This window comes from Pseudomonas sp. BJP69 (genome assembly GCF_007633355.1).
Taxonomy (GTDB): domain Bacteria; phylum Pseudomonadota; class Gammaproteobacteria; order Pseudomonadales; family Pseudomonadaceae; genus Aquipseudomonas; species Aquipseudomonas juntendi.
Genome location: NZ_CP041933.1, coordinates 4722320 through 4745284, shown reverse-complemented (window position 1 = coordinate 4745284; position 22965 = coordinate 4722320). Strand labels below are relative to the sequence as shown.

Sequence of the window (22965 nt, the reverse complement as noted above, 5' to 3'; positions counted from 1 at the left end):
ATTTTACCCGAGGGCCACCGGCTCCGCCCAGTCAATCACGACGCATATCATCGAGGTGCCCCGTGGTACAACGTTCCAAAAGCAGCGCAAACTGGCTGCGAGAGCATTTCAACGATCCTTTTGTGAAACAGGCACAGAAGGACGGCTACCGCTCGCGTGCGAGCTACAAACTGCTGGAGATCCAGGAAAAGGACCGCCTGATCCGCCCCGGCATGAGCGTAATCGACCTGGGTGCGGCCCCGGGCGGGTGGTCGCAGGTGACCAGTCGTCTGATTGGCGGCCAGGGCCGGCTCATCGCTTCGGATATCCTGGAAATGGACTCGATCCCCGACGTTACCTTCATCCAGGGCGATTTCACCGAAGACGCCGTGCTCCAGCAAATCCTCGACGCGGTCGGTGATTCGCACGTGGACCTTGTGATTTCCGACATGGCCCCCAATATGAGTGGTACGCCCGAAGTGGACATGCCACGTGCCATGTTCCTCTGCGAGCTGGCCCTGGACCTGGCAACCCGCGTGCTCAAGCCCGGCGGGGATTTCCTGATCAAGATTTTCCAGGGCGAAGGCTTCGACATGTACCTGAAGGACGTGCGCACCAAGTTCGACAAGGTGCAGATGCGCAAGCCTTCTTCATCGCGGGACCGCTCGCGTGAACAGTACCTGTTGGGCAAAGGTTTCAAAGGCGCTTGAAAGGCGTGAAGCGCGGCGGCCGATAGTTATTTCCAATCGGCCGCGGCGTCAGGATCGTCCGAACTTCGTGTAGTCTAGCTTTCACAAAGGGTTACAGACGGTGCCTGCGGCTGCGTAGGTAATGTAGTAAGTTAGGGCGATGAATATCATGCGAGGCACGGCTGCGTCGTGCGCCGGCCTCAGAGGGTAGCGAATTGAACGACATGGCAAAGAATCTGATCCTGTGGTTGATCATCGCAGCTGTCCTGGTGACAGTGATGAACAACTTCTCCAGCCCTAACGAGCCGCAGACCCTCAACTACTCCGACTTCATCCAGCAGGTCAAGGATGGCAAGGTCGAGCGTGTGACCGTCGACGGCTACATCATTACCGGCAAGCGCTCCGATGGCGACAGCTTCAAGACCGTGCGCCCGGCCATCACCGATAACGGCCTGATCGGCGACCTCGTCGACAACCACGTGGTGGTCGAAGGTAAGCAGCCTGAGCAGCAGAGCATCTGGACGCAGCTGTTGGTAGCAAGCTTCCCGATCCTGGTGATTATCGCCGTGTTCATGTTCTTCATGCGCCAGATGCAGGGCGGTGCCGGCGGTAAAGGCGGGCCCATGAGCTTTGGCAAGAGCAAGGCGCGCCTGCTGTCCGAAGACCAGGTCAAGACGACCCTGGCCGACGTCGCCGGTTGCGACGAGGCCAAGGAAGAAGTTGGCGAGCTGGTCGAGTTCCTGCGTGACCCGGGCAAGTTCCAGCGCCTGGGCGGCCGGATCCCGCGTGGCGTGCTGATGGTAGGCCCGCCCGGTACCGGTAAAACCCTGCTGGCCAAGGCCATTGCCGGTGAGGCAAAAGTCCCGTTCTTCACCATTTCCGGTTCGGACTTCGTTGAAATGTTCGTCGGTGTCGGTGCCAGCCGTGTGCGCGACATGTTCGAGCAGGCCAAGAAGCACGCCCCGTGCATCATCTTCATCGACGAGATCGACGCCGTGGGTCGCCACCGTGGTGCCGGCATGGGCGGTGGTCACGACGAGCGTGAGCAAACCCTGAACCAGCTGCTGGTGGAAATGGACGGCTTCGAGATGAACGATGGCATCATCGTCATCGCCGCCACCAACCGCCCGGACGTACTCGACCCGGCGCTGCTGCGCCCCGGCCGTTTCGACCGCCAGGTGGTGGTCGGCCTGCCGGACATCCGCGGCCGCGAGCAGATCCTGAAGGTGCACATGCGCAAGGTGCCGGTCAGCGAGAACGTCAACCCGGCCGTTATCGCGCGGGGTACGCCGGGCTTCTCCGGTGCCGACCTTGCCAACCTGGTCAACGAAGCTTCCCTGTTTGCCGCCCGCTCCAACAAGCGCCTGGTGGAGATGAAGGAGTTCGAGCTGGCCAAGGACAAGATCATGATGGGCGCCGAGCGCAAGACCATGGTCATGTCCGAGAAAGAAAAACGTAACACTGCCTACCACGAGGCGGGCCACGCCATCGTCGGCCGCCTGGTGCCTGAGCACGACCCGGTCTACAAGGTTTCGATCATCCCGCGTGGTCGGGCCCTGGGTGTGACCATGTTCCTGCCGGAAGAGGACCGTTACAGCCTGTCCAAGCGTGCCTTGATCAGCCAGATCTGCTCGCTGTACGGCGGTCGTATCGCCGAAGAGATGACCCTGGGCTTCGACGGGGTTACCACCGGCGCTTCCAACGACATCATGCGTGCCAGCCAGATCGCACGAAACATGGTGACCAAGTGGGGCCTGTCCGAAAAACTCGGTCCGTTGATGTATGCCGAAGAAGACGGCGAGGTGTTCCTGGGCCGCAGCGCTGCCAGCCAGCACGCCAGCGTTTCCGGCGAAACCGCCAAGCTGATCGACTCCGAGGTGCGCAGCATCATCGACCAGTGCTACGCCACGGCCAAGCAGTTGCTGGTCGAAAACCGCGACAAGCTCGAAGCAATGACCGAAGCGCTGATGAAGTATGAGACCATTGATGCCGATCAGATCGACGACATCATGGCTGGGCGTACGCCGCGCGAGCCGCGTGACTGGGACGATGATACGGATTCGGGTACGCCTGCTGCCCAGAACGATCGTCCGGAATCGCCGATTGGCGGCCCGGCAGCTCAACACTAAGGGCATCTATGAGCTCAGTGCAGTACCCGACCCGGTTGCCTTGCGGCAACCGGGTTCTTGATTTGTCACGTACCCATGTCATGGGTATTCTCAATATCACCCCCGATTCCTTCTCCGATGGCGGGCGCTTCAACCAGCGCGACGAGGCCTTGCGCCATGCCGAAGCCATGGTTGCCGCCGGTGCCACGCTGATCGACATCGGTGGTGAGTCCACCCGGCCTGGGGCGCGCGCCGTTTCGGTCACCGAGGAGCTCGAGCGTGTGGCGCCGATGGTCGAGGCCATCAACAGTCGCCTGGACGTGGTCATCTCCGTCGATACCTCAACCCCGGCCGTCATGCGTGAGTCTGCGCGCCTTGGCGCCGGGTTGATCAACGACGTGCGTGGCCTGGAGCGCGACGGCGCCCTGGATGCCGCTGCCGCCACCGGCCTGCCGGTGTGCCTGATGCACATGCGTGGCGAGCCGGGCAACATGCAGGACGACCCGCACTACGAGAACGTGACTGCCGATGTTGCCCGGTATCTGCAGCAGCGCATGGCGGCCTGCGCATCGGCCGGTATTGATGAACAACGCATCATCCTTGACCCGGGCTTTGGTTTCGCCAAAACGCTGGCGCACAACCTGAGCCTGTTCAAGCACATGGAAACGCTCCATCGTCTTGGGCGCCCACTGCTGGTGGGGGTCTCGCGAAAGAGCATGATCGGCCTGACGCTGGAACGTCCGGTCGACGAGCGCCTGTACGGCAGCCTGGCACTGGCAGCCCTGGCCATGACCAAGGGCGCGAGCATCCTGCGTGTCCACGACGTGGCCGAAACGGTCGATGTGGTGCGCATGATCGCTGCGGTACAAGGCGCCGAATAAGAACATTGGAGTCCCTATGAGCAGAAAATACTTTGGTACCGACGGCATTCGTGGCCGCGTCGGCGAATACCCGATCACCCCGGACTTCATGCTGAAGCTGGGTTGGGCGGCCGGCATGGCCTTCCGCAAGCTCGGCCACTGCCGGGTGCTGGTGGGCAAGGACACGCGTATCTCCGGCTACATGTTCGAGTCTGCCCTCGAAGCCGGCCTGTCGGCGGCAGGGGCCGATGTGATGCTGCTGGGGCCGATGCCGACACCGGCCATCGCCTACCTTACACGTACCTTCCACGCCGAAGCCGGTATCGTCATCAGTGCCTCGCACAACCCGCATGACGACAACGGCATCAAGTTCTTCTCGGGCCAGGGCACCAAGCTGCCGGACGACGTCGAACTGATGATCGAGGAACTGCTCGATCAGCCGATGACCGTGGTCGAGTCGAGCAAGCTGGGCAAGGTGTCGCGTATCAACGATGCTGCTGGCCGCTATATCGAGTTTTGCAAAAGCAGCGTACCGAGCAGCACCAGTTTCGCAGGCCTCAAGCTGGTGGTCGATTGCGCTCATGGTGCCACCTACAAGGTTGCGCCAAGCGTGTTCCGCGAGCTGGGTGCCGATGTCACTGTGCTGCATGCCCAGCCCGACGGGTTGAACATCAACGAAAACTGCGGCTCGACCCATATCGAATCGCTGCAGGCTGCGGTGCTGGTCGGGCATGCCGATCTCGGCATTGCCTTCGACGGTGACGGTGACCGCGTACTGATGGTTGACCACACCGGGGCGATCGTCGATGGCGACGAGTTGCTGTTCATCATTGCCCGCGACCTGCAGGAGCGTGGCAAGCTCCAGGGCGGGGTAGTGGGTACGCTGATGAGCAACCTGGGCCTGGAGCTGGCGCTCAAGGACCTGGATATCCCCTTCGTGCGGGCCAAGGTCGGTGACCGTTATGTGATGGCCGAGCTGCTTGAGCGTGAGTGGCTGGTGGGCGGCGAAAACTCGGGCCACGTGGTGTGCTGCAACTACACCACTACCGGTGATGCGATCATTGCCGCGTTGCAGGTGCTGATGGCGCTCAAGCGCCGCGGCGAGGGCCTGGCCCAGGCCCGCCAGGCCCTGCGCAAATGCCCGCAGGTGCTGATCAATGTGCGCTTTGGCGGCAGCAAGGTCGACCCGCTGCAGCACCCGGCCGTGCAGGAAGCCAGCGCCAAGGTCACCGAGGCGCTGGCGGGGCGCGGGCGTGTGCTGTTGCGCAAGTCCGGTACCGAGCCGCTGGTGCGGGTAATGGTTGAAGGCGAGGACGAAGCGCAGGTGCGTGGCCATGCCGAAGCCCTGGCCAAACTGGTTGGCGAAGTTTGTGTCTGAAGGCGCTTGCCAGCGCAGATCTGGTTGGGTAAGATCTGCGCCCACTTTGACCGACGAGGTAAAGCATGCGTCGCCCTATGGTAGCTGGTAACTGGAAGATGCACGGTACCCGCGCTAGCGTCGCTGAGCTGACCGAAGGCTTGAGCAATCTCGCCTTGCCGAGCGGAGTGGAAGTCGCAGTATTTCCACCGGCCTTGTTCATCAATCAAGTGATCGATGGCCTGGCGGGTAAAGAAATTACTGTCGGTGCACAGAATTCTGCTGTACAACCCGAACAGGGTGCGCTGACCGGGGAAGTTGCTCCCGAGCAGCTGGTTGAAGCAGGTTGCAAGTTGGTGTTGATTGGCCATTCCGAGCGTCGCCAGATCATTGGCGAAACCGACGAAGTGCTGAATCGCAAGTTTGCAGCGGCCCAGGCCAAAGGTTTGAAGCCAGTGCTTTGTATAGGGGAAACCCTGGAAGAGCGCGAGGCAGGCAAAACGCTCGAAGTTGTCGGGCGTCAACTAAGCAGTATCATCGAAGCATTCGGTGTTAAGGCTTTTGCCAATGCAGTAATTGCCTATGAGCCTGTATGGGCCATCGGCACTGGCCTTACGGCCACGCCACAGCAGGCCCAGGATGTGCACGCCGCCATCCGCGGCCAGCTGGCGGCAGAAGATGCTGAAGTGGCTGCGAAGGTGCAGTTGCTCTACGGCGGCAGCGTGAAGGCGGCCAATGCGGCCGAACTGTTCGGCATGCCGGATATCGATGGGGGGCTCATTGGTGGAGCGTCCCTGAACGCAGACGAATTCGGTGCAATTTGTCGCGCCGCAGGAAACTGAACAAATGCTGGAAACAGTCATCGTTGTTTTTCATCTGTTGGCAGCGCTTTCGCTAGTAGTGCTGGTACTGTTGCAACAGGGTAAAGGTGCTGAAGCAGGTGCATCTTTCGGCGCGGGTGCTTCTAATACCGTGTTCGGGAGCCAAGGCTCTGCAACGTTCCTAAGTAAATTAACTGCTATACTCGCTGCCACTTTCTTTTTGACAGCACTTGGGTTAGGATACTTCGCGAAGCAACAAGCTCACCAGCTTAGCCAAGCAGGTCTTCCAGATCCAGCAGTGCTAGAAGTGAAAGAGCCGCAAAAACCGGCAGTCAATGATGATGTACCGGTGCTCCAGCAGCAGAAGAGCGAAGCCACTCCTAATACGGGTGATGTACCTCCTCCGGCAGAAGAGCAGAAGTAAAGGGTTTCAAGTAGTAGTATTGCCGAGGTGGTGGAATTGGTAGACACGCAACCTTGAGGTGGTTGTGCCCATAGGGTGTAGGGGTTCGAGTCCCCTTCTCGGTACCAATTGAAGCTTGAGAGCCCGCTTTAGCGGGCTTTCTTGCAGGTGAAGGTTTGGATTTGACCCTCAGCAGGGTTCGGTCTTATACTTTCGCCCCAGCTTTGTCGCGGGGTGGAGCAGCTTGGTAGCTCGTCGGGCTCATAACCCGAAGGTCGTTGGTTCAAATCCAGCCCCCGCAACCAGCTTCAGCGGAGCCCCTTTTCAGGGGCTTTTTGCTAACCGAACAGTTTCGGCGTCGTTGTCCAACGGCGCTTTCAGGGATGGGCGCTTTGCCCATTTTTTATTTGCACAGCATGCACGAGGGGGTTCAGGTGTCGAGCAAGCTAGAACAGTTGCAGGCCTTGTTGGCCCCGGTTGTCGAGGGTCTGGGCTATCAATGCTGGGGGATCGAGTTCGTTTCCCAGGGTAAGCATTCGGTATTGCGCATCTACATCGACAAGGAAGGCGGTATTCTGGTGGACGATTGCGAAGCAGTCAGCCGTCAGGCCAGCGCAATCCTCGATGTGGAAGATCCAATCAGCAGTGAATACACCCTCGAGGTGTCTTCCCCAGGCATGGATCGCCCACTGTTCACTCTGGAACAGTTTGCCTCGCATGCCGGCGAACAAGTGAAGATCAAGCTGCGCTCACCCTTCGAGGGTCGTCGTAACTTCCAGGGCCTTCTCCGCGGTGTGGAGGAGCAGGACGTGGTGGTCCAGGTGGACAACCAGGAATTCCTTCTGCCGATCGATTCGATCGACAAGGCCAATATTATTCCCAGTTTTGACTGAGACGTGCCGGGCCCGGCGGACTATCCGGGCCCAATGGCTTGCGCAAGGCGAGGCGTACGATGAGCAAAGAAGTACTGCTGGTTGTTGAATCGGTATCCAACGAAAAAGGTGTACCGCCCGGCGTCATTTTCGAAGCGCTGGAGGTGGCCCTGGCCACTGCAACCAAAAAACGTTTTGAAGACGAAGTCGATCTGCGTGTGGAAATCAACCGCCACACCGGTAGCTACGAGACCTTCCGTCGCTGGACCGTGGTCGATGAAGCCGATCTGGACGATCCGGCGATCGAGACCTGGCTGGACAAGATCAAGGACACCCACCCTGAAGCCAAGGTAGGTGACGTGATCGAAGAGAAGATCGAGTCCATCGAATTTGGTCGCATCGCCGCCCAGACCGCCAAGCAGGTCATCGTGCAGAAGGTCCGTGAGGCCGAGCGTGCCCAGGTGGTCGATGCCTACCGCGAACGCGTTGGCGAAATCATCTCCGGTACCGTTAAAAAGGTTACCCGCGACAACGTTATCGTTGACCTGGGCAACAACGCCGAGGCCCTGTTGGCCCGCGAAGACATCATTCCCCGCGAAACCTTCCGTGTTGGCGTGCGCCTGCGTGCACTGCTGAAGGAAATTCGCACTGAAAACCGTGGCCCTCAGCTGATCCTGTCGCGCACCGCGCCGCAGATGCTGATCGAGCTTTTCCGCATTGAAGTGCCGGAAATTGCCGAGGGCCTGATCGAAGTCATGGCTGCTTCCCGTGACCCGGGTTCGCGAGCCAAGATCGCCGTCCGCTCCAAGGACAAGCGTATCGACCCGCAAGGTGCCTGTATCGGCATGCGTGGTTCGCGCGTCCAGGCTGTATCCGGGGAGCTGGGTGGTGAGCGTGTGGATATCGTCCTGTGGGACGATAACCCGGCGCAGTTCGTCATCAACGCCATGTCGCCGGCTGAAGTCGCGGCGATCATCGTTGATGAAGATGCCCATGCCATGGACATCGCCGTCGCCGAGGACAACCTGGCCCAGGCCATTGGCCGTGGCGGTCAGAACGTTCGTCTTGCCAGTCAGTTGACCGGCTGGACCTTGAACGTGATGACCGAGAAGGACATCCAGGCCAAGCAACAGGCCGAAACCGGTGACATCCTGCGCAATTTCATCGATGAACTGGAAGTCGACGAGGAGCTGGCCCAAGTGCTGGTCGACGAAGGCTTCACCAGCCTCGAAGAAATTGCCTACGTACCGTTGGAAGAAATGCTCAACATCGATGGCTTTGACGAAGACATCGTCAATGAGCTCCGCGCTCGAGCCAAGGACCGTTTGTTGACCAAGGCCATCGCTACCGAAGAAAAACTGGCAGACGCCCACCCGGCCGAAGACCTGCTCTCCCTTGAGGGCATGGACAAGGACCTGGCGGCTGAACTGGCGGTGCGCGGCGTGGTTAACCGCGAAGACCTGGCCGAGCAGTCGATCGACGATCTGCTCGACATCGACGGCATCGACGAAGAGCGTGCCGGCAAGTTGATCATGGCCGCCCGAGCCCACTGGTTCGAGTAATTAGGCGCGGCCTGAGGAGAGAAGTGCATGACGCAAGTCACGGTGAAAGAACTGGCCCAAGAGGTCGAGGCACCGGTAGAGCGCCTGCTGCAGCAGATGCGTGAGGCAGGTCTGCCGCACACCGACGCCGGTCAGGTAGTGACCGACAATGAGAAGCAGACCCTGCTGACTCATTTGAAAAGCAGCCACAAGAGCAAGGCGGAAGAGCCGCGCAAGATTACCTTGCAGCGCAAAACCACCAGCACCCTGCGTGTCGCCGGTAGCAAGAGCATCAGCGTAGAAGTACGCAAGAAGAAAGTTTTCGTGCAGCGCAGCCCGGAAGAAATCCAGGCTGAGCAGAAGCGTGAGCTGGAAGAGCGCCGCGCGGCCGAAAACGCCGCGCGCGACAAGGTCGAGGCCGAAGTTCGCCAGCGCAACGAGGAACAGGCTCGCCGTCAGGCTGCCGATACCGCAACAGCGGCCCCGGCGCCTGCCGCCAAGCCAGAGCCGGCTCCTGCCGCTGCCCCGGCCCCGGTCGTCGCCGACGCGCCAGCCTCCGAAGACGCTGCAGCCCGTGCTGCCGAGCGCAAGAAGGACGAGACCCGTCGCAACGAGAGCCGTACCCGTGATGACGACCGTCGTCGTGGCGAAGCCCCTCGTGTGTCGATCAAGGTCAAGGTCAAGGAGAAGGAAAAGGCTCCAACGCCACGTGCCGCTCCGCGTACCACCGATGAAGAGAGCGACGGCGCCCGTCGTGGTCGTGGTGGCAAGAGCAAGCTGAAGAAGCGTAACCAGCACGGCTTCCAGAACCCGACCGGTCCAGTCATCCGTGACGTGACCATCGGCGAGACCATCACCGTCTCCGAACTGGCCCAGCAGATGTCGGTCAAGGCCGCTGAAGTGGTCAAGTTCATGTTCAAGATGGGTACCCCGGTCACCATCAACCAGGTGCTCGACCAGGAAACTGCCCAGCTGATCGCTGAAGAGCTGGGCCACAAGGTCACGCTGATCAGCGACACCGCGCTGGAAGATTCCCTGGCCGAATCGCTGAAGTTCGAAGGCCAGGCCGAGTCCCGCGCGCCGGTGGTTACCGTCATGGGTCACGTTGACCATGGTAAGACCTCGCTGCTCGACTACATCCGTCGTGCCAAGGTTGCTGCTGGCGAAGCCGGTGGCATTACCCAGCACATCGGTGCCTACCACGTGGAAACCGACCGCGGCATGGTCACCTTCCTCGATACCCCGGGCCACGCTGCGTTCACCCAGATGCGTGCCCGTGGTGCCAAGGCGACCGACATCGTCATCCTGGTGGTGGCGGCGGACGACGGCGTAATGCCGCAAACCCGCGAAGCGGTTCAGCATGCCAAGGCAGCTGGCGTTCCGCTGGTGGTTGCAGTGAACAAGATCGACAAGCCGGGTGCTGACCTCGATCGTATCCGTAACGAACTGGCCGTCGAAGGCGTTACCTCCGAGGACTGGGGTGGTGACACGCCATTCGTCAAGGTATCGGCGAAGATGGGTACCGGTGTCGACGAGCTGCTCGAAGCCGTGCTGCTGCAGGCCGAGATCCTCGAGCTGACTGCTACCCCGACTGCACCTGGTCGTGGCGTGGTCGTCGAATCGCGCCTGGACAAGGGCCGCGGCCCGGTCGCGACCATCCTGGTCCAGGACGGTACGCTGCGTCAGGGCGACATGGTGCTGTGCGGTTCCAACTATGGCCGCGTGCGTGCCATGCTCGACGAGAACGGCAAGCCTGTGAAAGAAGCCGGCCCGTCGATCCCGGTCGAGATCCTTGGCCTGGACGGTACCCCGGAAGCCGGTGACGAGCTGTCCGTGGTTGCCGACGAGAAGAAAGCCCGCGAAGTTGCCATGTTCCGTCAAGGCAAGTACCGCGAGGTCAAGCTGGCCCGCGCTCACGCCGGCAAGCTGGAGAACATCTTCGAGACCATGGGTCAGGAAGAGAAGAAAACCCTCAACATCGTGCTCAAGACCGATGTGCGTGGTTCTCTCGAGGCGCTGCAGGGTTCGCTTGGCGGCCTGGGCAACGACGAAGTGCAAGTGCGCGTGATTGGTGGTGGCGTCGGTGGTATCACCGAGAGCGATGCCAACCTGGCGCTGGCTTCGAACGCTGTACTGTTCGGCTTCAACGTGCGTGCCGATGCCGGTGCGCGCAAGATCGTCGAGCAGGAAGGTCTGGATATGCGTTACTACAACGTGATCTACGACATCATCGAAGACGTCAAGAAGGCCCTGACCGGCATGCTCGGCAGCGATGTTCGCGAGAACATCCTGGGTGTTGCCGAAGTGCGTGACGTGTTCCGTTCGCCGAAGTTCGGCGCCATCGCTGGCTGTATGGTCATCGAGGGTACCGTGTACCGCAACCGTCCGATCCGCGTACTGCGCGACGACGTTGTGATCTTCGAAGGCGAGCTGGAATCGCTGCGTCGCTTCAAGGACGACGCCTCCGAAGTGCGTTCGGGCATGGAGTGCGGTATTGGCGTCAAGAGCTACAACGACGTCAAGGTCGGCGACAAGATCGAAGTCTTCGAGAAAGTCCAGGTGGCTCGTACCCTTTAAGGGCGAGCGAGCCGCAAGCGCCCCTTGCAGGGCGGCTTGCGGTACCTCTTCAGGTAGCGCCCGGTCAGGCTCAGGTCTGCCCGGGCGTTTGCCGCTTTAAGTTACAGGTAGCAAGAATGGCCAAAGAATATAGCCGTACCCAACGTATTGGCGATCAGATGCAGCGCGAGCTGGCCGAGCTGATCCGTCGCGAAGTCAAGGACCCGCGTGTCGGCCTGGTGACCATCACCGCCGTGGACGTGAGCCGCGACCTGGGCCATGCCAAGGTGTTCATCACCGTCATGGGCGAAGAAACCCCGGACGCGGTGCAGCAGTCGCTCAAGGCACTCAACAGCGCTGCCAGCTTCCTGCGCCTGCACCTGGGGCGTTCGATGCAACTGCGCAGCGTGCCGCAACTGCACTTCCACTTCGATGAAAGTGTCAGCCGCGGTGTGCACCTGTCGGCGCTGATCGAGCGTGCAGTGGCCGAAGACCGCATGCACAAGGAAGCCGACGAGCCGGACACCAAGGAGTAAGCGGTGGCCCAGGTCAAACGTATCCGCCGCAACGTCAGCGGCATCATCCTGCTGGACAAGCCGCTGGGCTTCACCTCCAATGCCGCCCTGCAGAAAGTGCGCTGGCTGCTGAATGCGGAAAAGGCCGGCCACACCGGTAGCCTCGACCCGCTGGCAACCGGCGTGCTGCCGTTGTGCTTTGGCGAGGCGACCAAGTTTTCGCAGTACCTGCTCGACTCCGACAAGGGCTACGAAACGGTCATGCAGCTGGGGCAGACTACCAACACCGGCGACGCCGAAGGTGAGGTTCTGCAGACCCGCGAGGTGACCGTTGGTCGCGCCGATATCGAGGCGGTGCTGCCGCGTTTTCGCGGCCCCATCAGCCAGATACCGCCGATGTACTCGGCACTCAAGCGTGATGGCCAGCCGCTGTACAAGCTGGCACGTGCAGGAGAGGTAGTGGAGCGCGAGGCGCGTTCTGTTACTATTGGCCGCTTGGAGTTGCTCGAGTGCGAAGGCACCCGTGCACGGTTGAGCGTAGGTTGCAGCAAAGGCACCTATATCCGCACCCTGGTGGAGGATATTGGCGAGGCCCTGGGCTGCGGCGCCTATGTTGCCGAGCTGCGCAGGACCCAGGCCGGGCCCTTCGCGCTGGCACAGACGGTGACCCTCGAAGCGCTCGAACAGGCTCACGCCGAAGGCGGCAACGAAGCGCTGGACCGCTTCCTGATGCCCTCGGACAGCGGCCTGCAGGACTGGCCAATGGTCAGCCTGTCCGAACACAGTGCGTTCTACTGGCTGCATGGGCAGGCGGTACGCGCGCCGGACGCGCCACAATTTGGCATGGTCCGGGTACAGGATCATAATGCGCGCTTCATCGGTATCGGTGAAGTGAGCGAAGACGGGCGCATCGCGCCACGTCGGCTTATTCGGTCGGAATGACCGAAACCGCGGGGCCAGGCAATTGCCGAACCCCATGGCAGCAAGGGTGGCTGTCAGTAGGCACGGTCACACCTTTTTTATTAATACAGGGATTTGTCCCTGGCCTATTGGACCCCGCATGCGGGATCCGTTATCAGGAGAAGCCAAATGGCCCTCAGCGTTGAAGAAAAAGCTAAGATCGTTGCCGAATATCAGCAAGCCGCCGGCGATACCGGTAGCCCGGAAGTGCAGGTTGCTCTGCTGACCCACAACATCAACAAGCTGCAAGGCCACTTCAAGGCCAACGATAAAGACCACCACTCCCGTCGTGGTCTGATCCGTATGGTTAACCAGCGTCGTAAGCTGCTGGACTACCTGAAGGGCAAAGACACCACTCGTTACAGCGCCCTGATCGGTCGCCTGGGCCTGCGTCGCTAATAGCGGCCTGGTCAGTGGTGTGCATGGCGTGTCGCAGGCTTCGGCTTTGCTGTTTCGCAGCAGGGTCGTCGGGCACGCCACGCGTATCTCCGAGGTTGGCAGCCTGGTTCAGCTGAGCGGTTTACCGCGCAGCGGCCAGGCTCCCAGCCTCGTGTTGTATCTGGACGGTCAATGGGGCCGATTCCCCGTTCTGCCCAAGAATTCGCAAGAAACCAGTTCCCCCAAGAGCCACTGAAAAAGGTAGGAAACCGTGAACCCGGTAATCAAGACTTTCCAGTTCGGTCAATCGACCGTCACTCTCGAAACGGGCCGTATTGCCCGTCAGGCAACCGGCGCCGTGCTGGTTACCGTCGATAACGACGTCACCGTGCTGGTGACTGTGGTAGGCGCCAAACAGGCTGATCCAGGCAAGGGCTTCTTCCCGCTGTCGGTTCACTACCAGGAAAAGACCTACGCTGCTGGCAAGATCCCAGGTGGCTTCTTCAAGCGTGAAGGCCGTCCTTCCGAGAAAGAGACGCTGACTTCGCGCCTGATCGACCGTCCGATCCGCCCGCTGTTCCCGGAAGGCTTCATGAACGAAGTGCAGGTCGTCTGCACCGTGGTTTCCACCAGCAAGAAGACTGACCCGGACATCGCTGCGATGATCGGTACCTCGGCTGCCCTGGCCATTTCCGGTATTCCGTTCGAAGGCCCGATCGGTGCGGCGCGCGTGGCCTTCCACGAAAGCACCGGCTACCTGCTGAACCCGACTTACGAGCAACTGGCTGCCTCCAGCCTGGACATGGTCGTTGCCGGTACTTCCGACGCCGTGCTGATGGTTGAATCCGAAGCCCAGGAGCTGACCGAAGACCAGATGCTGGGCGCGGTACTGTTCGCCCATGACGAGTTCCAGGCCGTGATCCAGGCCGTGAAGGAGCTGGCTGCCGAAGCGGGCAAGCCAACCTGGGACTGGAAACCTGCGGTGGCCAACACCGAGCTGTTCAACGCCATCCGTGCCGAGTTCGGCGAAGCGGTTTCGCAAGGCTACACCATCACCGTCAAGGCCGACCGCTATGCGCGCCTGGGCGAGCTGCGTGACCAGGCGGTTGCCAAGTTCTGCGGTGAAGAAGGCCAGCCTTCGGCTGCTGAAGTAAAAGACATCTTCGGCGAAATCGAATACCGCACCGTTCGCGAAAACATCGTCAACGGCAAGCCACGTATCGACGGCCGCGACACCAAGACCGTTCGCCCGCTGAACATCGAAGTGGGCGTGCTGCCGAAAACCCACGGTTCGGCGCTGTTCACCCGCGGTGAAACCCAGGCCCTGGTGGTTGCGACCTTGGGTACTGCCCGTGACGCCCAGCTGCTGGACACCCTCGAAGGCGAGAAGAAAGACCCCTTCATGCTGCACTACAACTTCCCACCGTTCTCGGTAGGTGAATGTGGCCGCATGGGCGGCGCTGGCCGTCGTGAAATCGGCCACGGCCGTCTGGCCCGTCGTTCGGTCCAGGCCATGCTGCCTGCCGCCGACGTGTTCCCGTACACCATCCGCGTAGTCTCGGAAATCACCGAATCCAACGGTTCCAGCTCCATGGCTTCGGTTTGCGGTGCTTCGCTGGCGCTGATGGACGCTGGTGTGCCGATGAAGGCGCCAGTGGCCGGTATCGCCATGGGCCTGGTGAAGGAAGGCGACAAGTTTGCGGTCCTGACCGACATCCTCGGTGACGAAGACCACCTGGGCGACATGGACTTCAAGGTAGCCGGTACCGCCAAAGGCGTCACCGCGCTGCAGATGGACATCAAGATCAACGGCATCACCGAAGAGATCATGGAAATCGCCCTGGGCCAAGCCCTGGAAGCGCGCCTGAACATCCTCGGCCAGATGAACCAGGTCATTGGCCAGTCGCGTACCGAGCTGTCGGCCAACGCGCCTACCATGATCTCGATGAAGATCGACACCGACAAGATCCGTGACGTGATCGGTAAAGGCGGCGCCACCATTCGCGCCATCTGCGAAGAGACCAAGGCTTCGATCGACATCGAAGACGACGGCTCGATCAAGATCTTCGGCGAAACCAAGGAAGCGGCAGATGCTGCCAAGCAGCGCATCCTGGGCATCACCGCCGAGGCCGAGATCGGCAAGATCTACGTCGGCAAGGTCGAGCGTATCGTCGACTTCGGCGCCTTCGTCAATATCCTGCCTGGCAAAGACGGCCTGGTGCACATCTCCATGCTGAGCGATGCGCGCGTCGAGAAAGTCACCGACATCCTGAAAGAAGGCCAGGAAGTTGAAGTACTGGTGCTGGACGTGGACAACCGCGGCCGTATCAAGCTGTCGATCAAGGACGTAGCCGCGGCCAAGGCCTCGGGCGTTTAAGCGACCGCTACGCAGCAATGGAAGAGCCCTTCGGGGCTCTTTTTTTTTGACCGGGGCGGGAACCTTTTGCGGACTTGCATCTTGCATGCAGGTTGCAGGTGCAGATTGCAAAATGCATGACTACTGCCGTTTGGTCTAATCGCTAACGTACTGATTTATAAGGTTTTAATAGAAAATCAAAACCTGGCACAGCGCATGCAACTACCTTCATACCTGACGCCAGGACACACGGCGCAGACCTTTCGAAAAACAGGAGTGACCCACATGAAGAAGTTCGCCATTGCTGCCGCTACTGCTACCGCTCTGACCCTGACCATGGCTAATGCGGCTTTTGCCCAACAGACCACCCAGGCCCCGATGATGCTGGCGGCCGGTGAGGTGACCAAAGCCAAGGAAGCTACCTCCGATACCTGGATCACCACCAAGGTCAAAGCTGACCTGATGACCGAGAAAGGCGTACCGGGCAGCGACATCAAGGTAGAAACCAACAAAGGCGTGGTTTCGCTGTCGTCTGACATGAAAGTGACTGAGTCCCAGAAAGAAATGGCAGTCAGCATTGCCAAGAAGATCAAAGGCGTACAGGCCGTTTCGGCTGACGGCCTGAAAGCCGAATAAGGAATGTCCCGTCGGCCAAACGGATTTGGCCACCCAATGCTGTAGGGGCCGCTTCGCGGCCCCTTTTATTTAATAAGCCGGATTACGCGCTACCACACCACTCTCGAAGCATTCCTGCTCAATGATCAGCGGCTCGACCAGGGGCCGGCTATCTCGAAAATGGGCGGTCTGGGTATGCGCCTCATACGCCGCATCATCGCGGTAGATCTCATACAGGTAGATCACATCCGGATCGACCCTGTCCTGCGACACATCGAACACCAGGCAACCCGCCTCGCTGGCCACCGAAGCAGCGGCATTGACTTTGATCGCGCTTAGGAAAGCATCGGCACACCCGGGCTTCACGCGGGTCTTAATGAACAGGCTATACACAAAGTGCTCCTTTTGTTTTAAATTCAATAATGAATTGTATACAAAAAGGAGCCTAGCCATGTCTGAATTGCCTGCCCGCCCTGGCCGCCTGAATGGCCTGCGCCATATTGCCTTGCTGGTACCCAACCTTGAGGAGTGCGAACGCTTTTACGTCGATGTGCTGGGTATGGAAGTACTGAGCCGCGCCAATGAAGACTTGGTGTACCTGACCTGCGGTAATGACAACATGTCGCTGGGGCGCGGGGCAGGGGCTGCCAACGGGTTGCAGACCTTGGACCATTACGGGTTCATCGTGGACAGCGTCGAGGAACTGGAGGCCTGGTATGCGTACTTCAAGGCCCGAGGGGTGACCTTGCTCGACCGGCCTTTCAACCATGGTGATGGCGCGCGCAGCTTCCACCTGCTGGACCCGGCGGGGAACAAGGTGCAGCCGCTGTATCACCCGGCGGTGTCGGGGCAGCGGTTGGTCTGAAGCCTGCGCCCGCCTCTGTGGGAGCGGCCTTGTGTCGCGAAAGGGCCGCGCAGCGGCCCCAGGGTTTCAGCAGCGATTTATCAATTGCTGGGGCCGCTTTGCGGCCCTTTCGCGACACAAGGCCGCTCCCACAGGTGCGCGTCAGGCTTGCTAATTACTCAGCATCCAGATGCATTGGCGTGACCACCCGGCCGTCTTTCTCGGGCTGGCCCAGGCTGGTGTCGATGAAGTACACCCGGTCATCTTCCAGCTTGCCTTTGTCGACCAGGTAATCCTTGATGCTGCTGGCCCGCTCCTGACCCAGCGTGCGCAACAACGCAGTACTCTCCGCCCACGACTTGATCACCGCATCGCGCAACTTGGCTGTGCGTTCGTCACGGCTAAGTTGCTCCCATTCGGCCGGCGGTTGTTGCTTCAGGCGCGTACGGTAGATGCCTTCGAGCATCGCCGGTTTGTCGCTGTCGTCGACCACCAGCATCGAGGCATTGGCAGGCACCTTGTCGCCGCGGCGCTGCAATATCTTGTACCAGGTGGCCTGATACTCACGTTCCAGGCGTTGCTGGGCAATCAGTGGGCCATCGCTGGCCTGGGCGCTGGTGCCCTCGATTTCCAGGCGCAATTCCGGGCGTTCTTTAAGCGCGGAAGCCAGCTTGTCCAGCGCCGCCTGGGCATCGCCACTGAGGGTACTGGAACCGGGGGCGAAGGCGACGTTACCCAGGTCTTGCGAACCGCCGCCAGTGATCAGCCCACCGATGAACTTGAAGGGCGCCTGGGCTGCCCGTAGCACCAGATTGCGCAGGGTTTGCCAGACGATCGGCATCACGCTGAACTGCGGGTTGTTGAGGTCGCCCGACACCGGCAGCTCAATCGAGATCTTGCCTTGAGTGTCCTTCAACAACGCCACCGCCAGGCGGATCGGCAGGTCGACCGCATCCGGGCTGTCGACTTTCTCACCTAACTGCAGTTGCTCCACCACCACCTTGTTCTCGGCTTTGAGCTGGCCATTGGTGATCAGGTAGTGCAAGTCGAGGTTGAGCCGGCCTTTGCGAATGCGGTAACCGGCGAATTTGCCGGAATAGGGCGTCAAGGTGGTCAGCTCGACGCGCTTGAAGCTGGTGGCGATATCCAGGCTGGCCAGCGGGTTGAACGGGTTGAGGGCGCCCTTGATGGTAACCGGGGCGTAGCGGTCGACCTTGCCTTTCACGTCAACCTTGGCAGGCACCGGCTTGCGGTTGTCGATGGTGCCGATCTGGCCGTTGAGTTGCTGCACGGCGGTGGCGAAGTTGGGGGTAAGGGACAGGTCGGCAAAGTTGGCCGAGCCGTTCTTGATGTCGACCTGGCCAATATGAATGCCCAGCGGCTTGCTGCTGCTGGCGGGGGCCGTTGTGGCCGGGCTGCTTGGCTTGGCGCCGGCCGGTTGCGGGATCAACAGGTCATTGACGTTGGTCGTGCGGTCTTCGTTGATGATGAAGCGCGCGTAGGGCTCCTGCAGGGTCACCTTGTCGATCGACAGGGCATCACCGTGCACATACGACAAGCCGTCTACGTTGACCTGTTGCCATTTCACGAAGTCCCGGCTCTTGATGGTGTCCAACGTATGCAGTTGGCTGACCTGGGCCTTGCCGGTGACCGTGAAGGCCAGTGGCGTGGTGTTCTTCAGGTCGACCTTGAGGTCACTGTCGAGCATGCCGCTGCGCAGTTCCAGCAGGATGAACGGGCTGACGTAGGCCTGGGCCACGCGCAGGTCGATGTCGCGGGTGCTGACGTCGAGCTTGGCCTGGATGGGCGCCAGGTTCACCTGGCCGGCGGCCTGCAGCTTGCCTTGCTTGCCTACGCCGGTATCGAGCTTGAGGGTGAAGGGGGACTGGTTGAGGCTGTCGAAGCCTTGCAGGTCGACATTCAGCGGGCCGACATCGAGCGCTACCGGTTCTTTCTGGCTGCGATCTGCCAGGTGCACCAGGTAGTTGCGCAGTTGCACGTCCTTGAGCAATACCTGCCAAGGCTTGGCCGGTTCGTTGGCCGATTGCGGCTCAGGCGCAGGGCCGGCGGCAGCCGGTTCGGCCTTTTCTTTCGGCGTGGCTTTGGCCGGTTGGCTGGCGAACAGCTTCTGCCAGTCGAGCTGGCCGTCCTTTTCCAGTGCTGCCCAGGTTTCCAGCTTGTCGCTGCGCAGCTTGCCCACACTGACCTGTTGCTTGACCAGGTCGACGGTCGTCTCGCTCACCTCCAGGTTGGCCAGGCGCGCCAACGGGCGCCCGTCTGGCGCGTTGATGGCGAACGGGGCCACCCGCAGCGTGGCGTTGTCCAGCAGCAGCTCGGTCTGCTTGGCGAGATTGAGCTTGTACTGGGTCTGAAGGCTGACCAGCCCGTCCTGCAGCACCAGGGGCACGGCATCGCGCACGTAGGGCCAGAACAGCTTCATCTTGGCGTCGGTGACTTTCAGCGTGCCTTGCGAGGCGATCGGCGACAGGCTGAGGGTGCCGTTCCAGTCGATGCGCCCGCCGTTGGGGCCGTTGGCCACCAAGGTCATGTCGGCGTTGTCGTCAGGCAAGGTGCTGAGGTTCTTCAGCTCCAGGTTCATGTTGTCGTAGAGGAACTCGATGGGTTCGCTCGGGCGCATGTCCTGGAAGTGCAGCAAGCCTTGCTTGAGCTTGATGCTGCCGATACGCAACGGGAAGGGGTCGCTGGGTGGCTCGTCGGGCTTGGCTTCGCTCGGCGGCAGCTTGAACAACGTCGTCAGGTTGAGTGTGCCGTCTTTGGCGAACAGGACCTGGTTGCGGGGCTTGTCGAGCTCGACCGCTTCCAGGTGCAGGGCCTTGCTCCACAGGCTGTCGAGCGACAGGTTGGCGTACAACCGGTCGAAACCGACCTGCTCCTTGCCAGGCTCGCCAAGCTGCAGGCCCCACAGGGTCAGCTCAAGGCTGAAGGGGTTGAGTTCGATGCGTTCAAGGTGCGCGGGCACGGTAGCGTACTTGGTCAATTGCTGATTGGCGATACGCAGTGCCACGCCGGGAAGAATCAGGAACCCAAGCAGGCTATAGAGGGCTACCAGGGCCACGATGGCGCCAGCGGCGCGAGTCAATCCTTTGTACATGTGTCGCTTCGTCGGTCTGAGCAGGAGTGCTTGGAGTATGGCACGTTAAATCAGTTCCGCAGGCGCGACCTGTTGCCCTCACTCGATGCCCATGCGCCGCCTGGCGCGGTGCGCGGAGCCGTCGCGCATTGCCCAGCGCAGCAGCGCTGCCGTGGGTTTGAGGCCCAGGCGGATCAGGCGCTGCTGCCAGGGCCGGTGCTGCAGGCCAAGCAGGCTCTGGCCCCAGCCAGGCAGCAGGTCGATGCCGGCGTGCAGCATCAGTTTGCCCACCGGTTGAGCCAGGCGGCTGGGGGCAGGGGCGTCGAGCAGAATCCGCATGACCTCCCGGCTGCGCGCATCACAGTGCAGTTGCGGGCGCATGGCTTGCAGGTAGGCGTCCACCTGCTGGCACGAGCGTGGTACGTCGCGGGCGCCAAGGCGCTCGGCGATCAAGGCGATTTCGTTGTAGTAGGCATCTTGCTCGCTGCGCGGCAGATGCGGGTTACGGTAGCGCAAGTGGGCGGCCAGAAAGCTGCTGACCTCTGCCACATGCACCCAGGTCAGCAAGGCTGGGTCGCTGGCCGCGTAGGGCCGGCCATCCGGTGAAGTGCCGGTCACTTGCAGGTGGATGGTGCGCACTTTCTCGATCAGCCACTCGGCATCACCGGTCGCGCCGAAGGTTGTACCGGAGATGAACTGGCTGGTGCGCCGCAGGCGGCCGAGCAAGTCCTCGCGGAAGTTGGAGTGGTCCCACACGCCGGCCAGGGCCAGCGGATGCAATAGCTGCAGCATCAGTGCGCTGATGCCGCCGACCAGCATGCTCGGAAAATCGCCATGCACCTGCCAACTGACACTGTGCGGGCCGAACAGCCCTGGGTCACCCTTGGGGGACTCCAGGTCGAGCTGGCCGAGGGCCAGCCCGGTAAGGCTCATGACCTGGGTTTCGATACGGCGGCGTAGGGCTTCCATGGCGACCTGCGATACAGGGCGGCCATGAGCAGCGGCCGCCGGTTACTGGTTGAGGCGTTTGTCGATCAGGTCCTGCACCACGGCGGGGTCGGCCAGCGTCGAAGTATCGCCCAGGTTGTCCAGTTCGTTGCAGGCGATCTTGCGCAGTATACGCCGCATGATCTTGCCGGAGCGGGTCTTGGGCAGTGCCGGGGCCCACTGGATCAGCTCGGGCTTGGCGAAACTGCCAATTTCCTTGCTGACCAGGGCGAGTAGCTCGGCCTTGAGCGCTTCGTCCGGTGTAACGCCATTCATGGCCGTGACGAAGGCGTACACGCCCTGGCCCTTGAGGTCATGCGGGTAGCCGACCACGGCGGCTTCGGCGACGCGATCATGCAACACCAGTGCGCTTTCCACTTCGGCCGTGCCGATACGGTGCCCTGACACATTGATCACGTCGTCAATGCGCCCGGTGATCCAGTAGTCGCCGTCGGCGTCGCGGCGGGCGCCATCGCCGGTGAAGTAGTAACCGGGCATGGGTTTGAAGTACGTGTCGACCATGCGCTGGTGGTCACCATAGACACTGCGGATCTGCCCGGGCCAGCTGGCCTTGATCACCAGCAGGCCGGCACCCGGGCCGTCTATCACCTCGCCCTTTTCATCCAGCAGGGCGGGCTGTACGCCGAACATGGGCTGGGTGGCACAGCCCGGCTTGAACGTGGTCGAGCCGGGCAGGGGGGTCAACATGATGCCGCCGGTTTCGGTCTGCCACCAGGTGTCGACGATGGGGCAGCGCTTTTGCCCGACCGCTTCGAAGTACCACTCCCAGGCTTCCGGGTTGATCGGCTCGCCGACACTGCCCAGCAGGCGCAGGCTTTTGCGCGAGGTGCCCTGCAGTGGCCCAGAGCCCTCGCGCATCAGTGCCCGCAGCGCGGTCGGCGCGGTGTAGAAAATATTGACCTGGTGCTTGTCCACCACCTGCCAGAAGCGCGAGGTGTCTGGGTAGTTCGGTACCCCTTCGAACATCAGCGAGATGGCGCCGTTGGCCAATGGGCCGTAGACGATGTAGCTGTGCCCGGTCACCCAGCCCACATCCGCGGTGCACCAGAACACTTCGCCGTCGCGGTAATCGAACACCACCTTGAAGGTCAGGGTTGCCTGCAACAGGTAGCCGGCGGTGGTGTGCAGCACGCCCTTGGGTTTGCCGGTGCTGCCAGAGGTGTAGAGGATGAACAGCGGGTCTTCGGCTGCCATGGGCTCGGGGGCGCAGTCGTCGCCGGCGTGTTCGGTTGCCTCGTGGTACCAGAGGTCGCGGCCCTCGGCCCAGTCCACCGCGCCTGCGGTACGGCGTACCACGAAGACGCTGCTGACGGCCGGGCAACTGGCCAGGGCTTTGTCGACGTTCTGCTTCAACGGGATACGCTTGCCGCCGCGCACGCCTTCATCGGCGGTAATCACCGTACGGCAGTCGGCATCGAGAAGACGATCACGCAGGGCGTCCGGCGAGAAGCCACCGAACACCACCGAATGGATAGCGCCGATGCGGGTGCAGGCCAGCATGGCGAACGCTGCTTCGGGGATCATCGGCATGTAGATGCACACGCGGTCGCCTTTCTTCACCCCGCGCGCCTTCAGGGCGTTGGCCAGGCGGCAGACTTCGCGGTGCAGTTCGCGGTAGCTGATGGCTTTGGCATCTTTAGGGTCGTCGCCTTCCCACAGCAAGGCCGTCTGCTCAGCGCGCTGGGCCAGGTGGCGGTCGATGCAGTTGTAACTGACGTTGAGCTGTGCGCCGTCGAACCAGCGGGCCTCGCCGGAGCGCAGGTCGCACTGCTGCACGCTTGACCACGGCTTGATCCAGTCCAGGCGCTTGGCTTGCTCGGCCCAGAAGGCGTCGGGGTCTTCCACCGACTGGCGGTAAAGGCGCTGGTAGTCGTCGGGTGTGAGGGCGGCGGACTGGCTGACGACCAGGGCCTGGGGATATTTGCGGATATCGAACATGGCGGTGGTCCTGCTCTTGTAAGGGGCGAGGGACTGCAACGGCTATTCGATAAGACAGTGTAGCTGGGAGAGGT

General features: G+C 61.3%; 19 protein-coding genes and 2 tRNA genes. 17 read left to right on the top strand and 4 right to left on the bottom strand.

Annotation, left to right across the window (positions count from 1 at the left end; translation table 11 throughout):
* Positions 1–62: 62 nt before the first annotated feature.
* From rlmE to FPB55_RS22125, 16 genes are all read left to right on the top strand, one after another.
* Positions 63–689, top strand: a complete 627-nt coding sequence (rlmE, locus tag FPB55_RS22205) for a 23S rRNA (uridine(2552)-2'-O)-methyltransferase RlmE (RefSeq protein WP_009685342.1) — start codon at positions 63–65, stop codon at positions 687–689.
* Positions 690–892: 203 nt separating this feature from the next.
* Complete coding sequence (gene ftsH, locus FPB55_RS22200; RefSeq protein ID WP_009685343.1) at positions 893–2797, top strand: ATP-dependent zinc metalloprotease FtsH; 1905 nt, start codon at positions 893–895, stop codon at positions 2795–2797.
* An 8-nt stretch (positions 2798–2805) separates the two neighbouring features.
* Positions 2806–3657, top strand: coding sequence for a dihydropteroate synthase (gene folP / locus FPB55_RS22195; protein ID WP_029885742.1), 852 nt, complete (start codon positions 2806–2808; stop codon positions 3655–3657).
* Positions 3658–3673: 16 nt separating this feature from the next.
* Positions 3674–5014: a phosphoglucosamine mutase gene (gene glmM / locus FPB55_RS22190; protein ID WP_009685345.1), complete on the top strand. Its 1341-nt coding sequence runs from the start codon at positions 3674–3676 to the stop codon at positions 5012–5014.
* Positions 5015–5079: 65 nt separating this feature from the next.
* Positions 5080–5835: a triose-phosphate isomerase gene (gene tpiA / locus FPB55_RS22185; RefSeq protein ID WP_086977100.1), complete on the top strand. Its 756-nt coding sequence runs from the start codon at positions 5080–5082 to the stop codon at positions 5833–5835.
* A gap of 4 nt (positions 5836–5839) precedes the next feature.
* A complete protein-coding gene (secG, locus tag FPB55_RS22180) occupies positions 5840–6238 on the top strand; it encodes a preprotein translocase subunit SecG (protein ID WP_029885740.1) in 399 nt (132 codons plus the stop codon).
* Between the two features lie 21 nt (positions 6239–6259).
* Positions 6260–6345: transfer RNA gene (locus tag FPB55_RS22175), tRNA-Leu, on the top strand.
* Positions 6346–6445: 100 nt separating this feature from the next.
* Positions 6446–6522 (top strand) — tRNA-Met (locus tag FPB55_RS22170).
* A 129-nt stretch (positions 6523–6651) separates the two neighbouring features.
* Complete coding sequence (gene rimP, locus FPB55_RS22165) at positions 6652–7110, top strand: ribosome maturation factor RimP (protein WP_009685348.1); 459 nt, start codon at positions 6652–6654, stop codon at positions 7108–7110.
* Between the two features lie 59 nt (positions 7111–7169).
* The gene (gene nusA, locus FPB55_RS22160) at positions 7170–8651 is read left to right on the top strand and encodes a transcription termination factor NusA (protein WP_009685349.1); all 1482 of its coding nucleotides are present in this window, start codon (positions 7170–7172) and stop codon (positions 8649–8651) included.
* A 27-nt stretch (positions 8652–8678) separates the two neighbouring features.
* Positions 8679–11207 carry a translation initiation factor IF-2 gene (gene infB, locus FPB55_RS22155; protein ID WP_009685350.1) on the top strand — a complete coding sequence of 843 codons (2529 nt, stop codon included), beginning with the start codon at positions 8679–8681 and terminating at the stop codon, positions 11205–11207.
* Positions 11208–11323: 116 nt separating this feature from the next.
* Positions 11324–11722 carry a 30S ribosome-binding factor RbfA gene (gene rbfA, locus FPB55_RS22150; RefSeq protein WP_009685351.1) on the top strand — a complete coding sequence of 133 codons (399 nt, stop codon included), beginning with the start codon at positions 11324–11326 and terminating at the stop codon, positions 11720–11722.
* Between the two features lie 3 nt (positions 11723–11725).
* On the top strand, positions 11726–12643 hold the full coding sequence (gene truB / locus FPB55_RS22145; protein ID WP_009685352.1) for a tRNA pseudouridine(55) synthase TruB: 918 nt from the start codon (positions 11726–11728) through the stop codon (positions 12641–12643).
* 147 nt (positions 12644–12790) lie between these two features.
* Entirely contained in the window at positions 12791–13060 is a 270-nt protein-coding gene (gene rpsO, locus FPB55_RS22140; protein ID WP_009685353.1) for a 30S ribosomal protein S15, read from the top strand.
* Between the two features lie 250 nt (positions 13061–13310).
* Positions 13311–15416, top strand: coding sequence for a polyribonucleotide nucleotidyltransferase (pnp, locus tag FPB55_RS22130; protein ID WP_144189277.1), 2106 nt, complete (start codon positions 13311–13313; stop codon positions 15414–15416).
* Positions 15417–15680: 264 nt separating this feature from the next.
* Positions 15681–16031 (top strand): BON domain-containing protein, encoded by a 351-nt coding sequence (locus FPB55_RS22125; RefSeq protein WP_009685355.1) that lies wholly within the window; start codon positions 15681–15683, stop codon positions 16029–16031.
* Between the two features lie 69 nt (positions 16032–16100).
* On the opposite strand, the gene FPB55_RS22120 is transcribed toward FPB55_RS22125, so the two are convergent.
* Positions 16101–16403: a putative quinol monooxygenase gene (locus tag FPB55_RS22120; RefSeq protein WP_009685356.1), complete on the bottom strand. Its 303-nt coding sequence runs from the start codon at positions 16401–16403 to the stop codon at positions 16101–16103.
* Positions 16404–16461: 58 nt separating this feature from the next.
* Here FPB55_RS22120 and FPB55_RS22115 point away from each other — a divergent pair, with 58 nt between their 5' ends.
* Complete coding sequence (locus FPB55_RS22115) at positions 16462–16875, top strand: VOC family protein (protein WP_029886580.1); 414 nt, start codon at positions 16462–16464, stop codon at positions 16873–16875.
* A 154-nt stretch (positions 16876–17029) separates the two neighbouring features.
* Here the strand turns inward: FPB55_RS22115 and FPB55_RS22110 are convergent, their stop codons facing one another.
* From FPB55_RS22110 to acs, 3 genes are all read right to left on the bottom strand, one after another.
* Positions 17030–19966 (bottom strand): DUF748 domain-containing protein, encoded by a 2937-nt coding sequence (locus FPB55_RS22110; RefSeq protein WP_144189275.1) that lies wholly within the window; start codon positions 19964–19966, stop codon positions 17030–17032.
* Between the two features lie 78 nt (positions 19967–20044).
* Positions 20045–20914 (bottom strand): oxygenase MpaB family protein, encoded by an 870-nt coding sequence (locus FPB55_RS22105; RefSeq protein WP_144189273.1) that lies wholly within the window; start codon positions 20912–20914, stop codon positions 20045–20047.
* A 42-nt stretch (positions 20915–20956) separates the two neighbouring features.
* The gene (gene acs, locus FPB55_RS22100; RefSeq protein ID WP_144189271.1) at positions 20957–22891 is read right to left on the bottom strand and encodes an acetate--CoA ligase; all 1935 of its coding nucleotides are present in this window, start codon (positions 22889–22891) and stop codon (positions 20957–20959) included.
* Between the last annotated feature and the right edge of the window lie 74 nt (positions 22892–22965).

Bases quoted from the DNA above. Each gene is read 5' to 3' on its own strand.
- ftsH (WP_009685343.1), top strand. From the start codon at position 893: ATGGCAAAGAATCTGATCCTGTGGTTGATCATCGCAGCTGTCCTGGTG.
- folP (WP_029885742.1), top strand. From the start codon at position 2,806: ATGAGCTCAGTGCAGTACCCGACCCGGTTGCCTTGCGGCAACCGGGTT.
- glmM (WP_009685345.1), top strand. From the start codon at position 3,674: ATGAGCAGAAAATACTTTGGTACCGACGGCATTCGTGGCCGCGTCGGC.
- tpiA (WP_086977100.1), top strand. From the start codon at position 5,080: ATGCGTCGCCCTATGGTAGCTGGTAACTGGAAGATGCACGGTACCCGC.
- secG (WP_029885740.1), top strand. From the start codon at position 5,840: ATGCTGGAAACAGTCATCGTTGTTTTTCATCTGTTGGCAGCGCTTTCG.
- nusA (WP_009685349.1), top strand. From the start codon at position 7,170: ATGAGCAAAGAAGTACTGCTGGTTGTTGAATCGGTATCCAACGAAAAA.
- infB (WP_009685350.1), top strand. From the start codon at position 8,679: ATGACGCAAGTCACGGTGAAAGAACTGGCCCAAGAGGTCGAGGCACCG.
- rbfA (WP_009685351.1), top strand. From the start codon at position 11,324: ATGGCCAAAGAATATAGCCGTACCCAACGTATTGGCGATCAGATGCAG.
- rpsO (WP_009685353.1), top strand. From the start codon at position 12,791: ATGGCCCTCAGCGTTGAAGAAAAAGCTAAGATCGTTGCCGAATATCAG.
- FPB55_RS22125 (WP_009685355.1), top strand. From the start codon at position 15,681: ATGAAGAAGTTCGCCATTGCTGCCGCTACTGCTACCGCTCTGACCCTG.
- FPB55_RS22115 (WP_029886580.1), top strand. From the start codon at position 16,462: ATGTCTGAATTGCCTGCCCGCCCTGGCCGCCTGAATGGCCTGCGCCAT.
- FPB55_RS22110 (WP_144189275.1), bottom strand. From the start codon at position 19,966: ATGTACAAAGGATTGACTCGCGCCGCTGGCGCCATCGTGGCCCTGGTA.
- FPB55_RS22105 (WP_144189273.1), bottom strand. From the start codon at position 20,914: ATGGAAGCCCTACGCCGCCGTATCGAAACCCAGGTCATGAGCCTTACC.
- acs (WP_144189271.1), bottom strand. From the start codon at position 22,891: ATGTTCGATATCCGCAAATATCCCCAGGCCCTGGTCGTCAGCCAGTCC.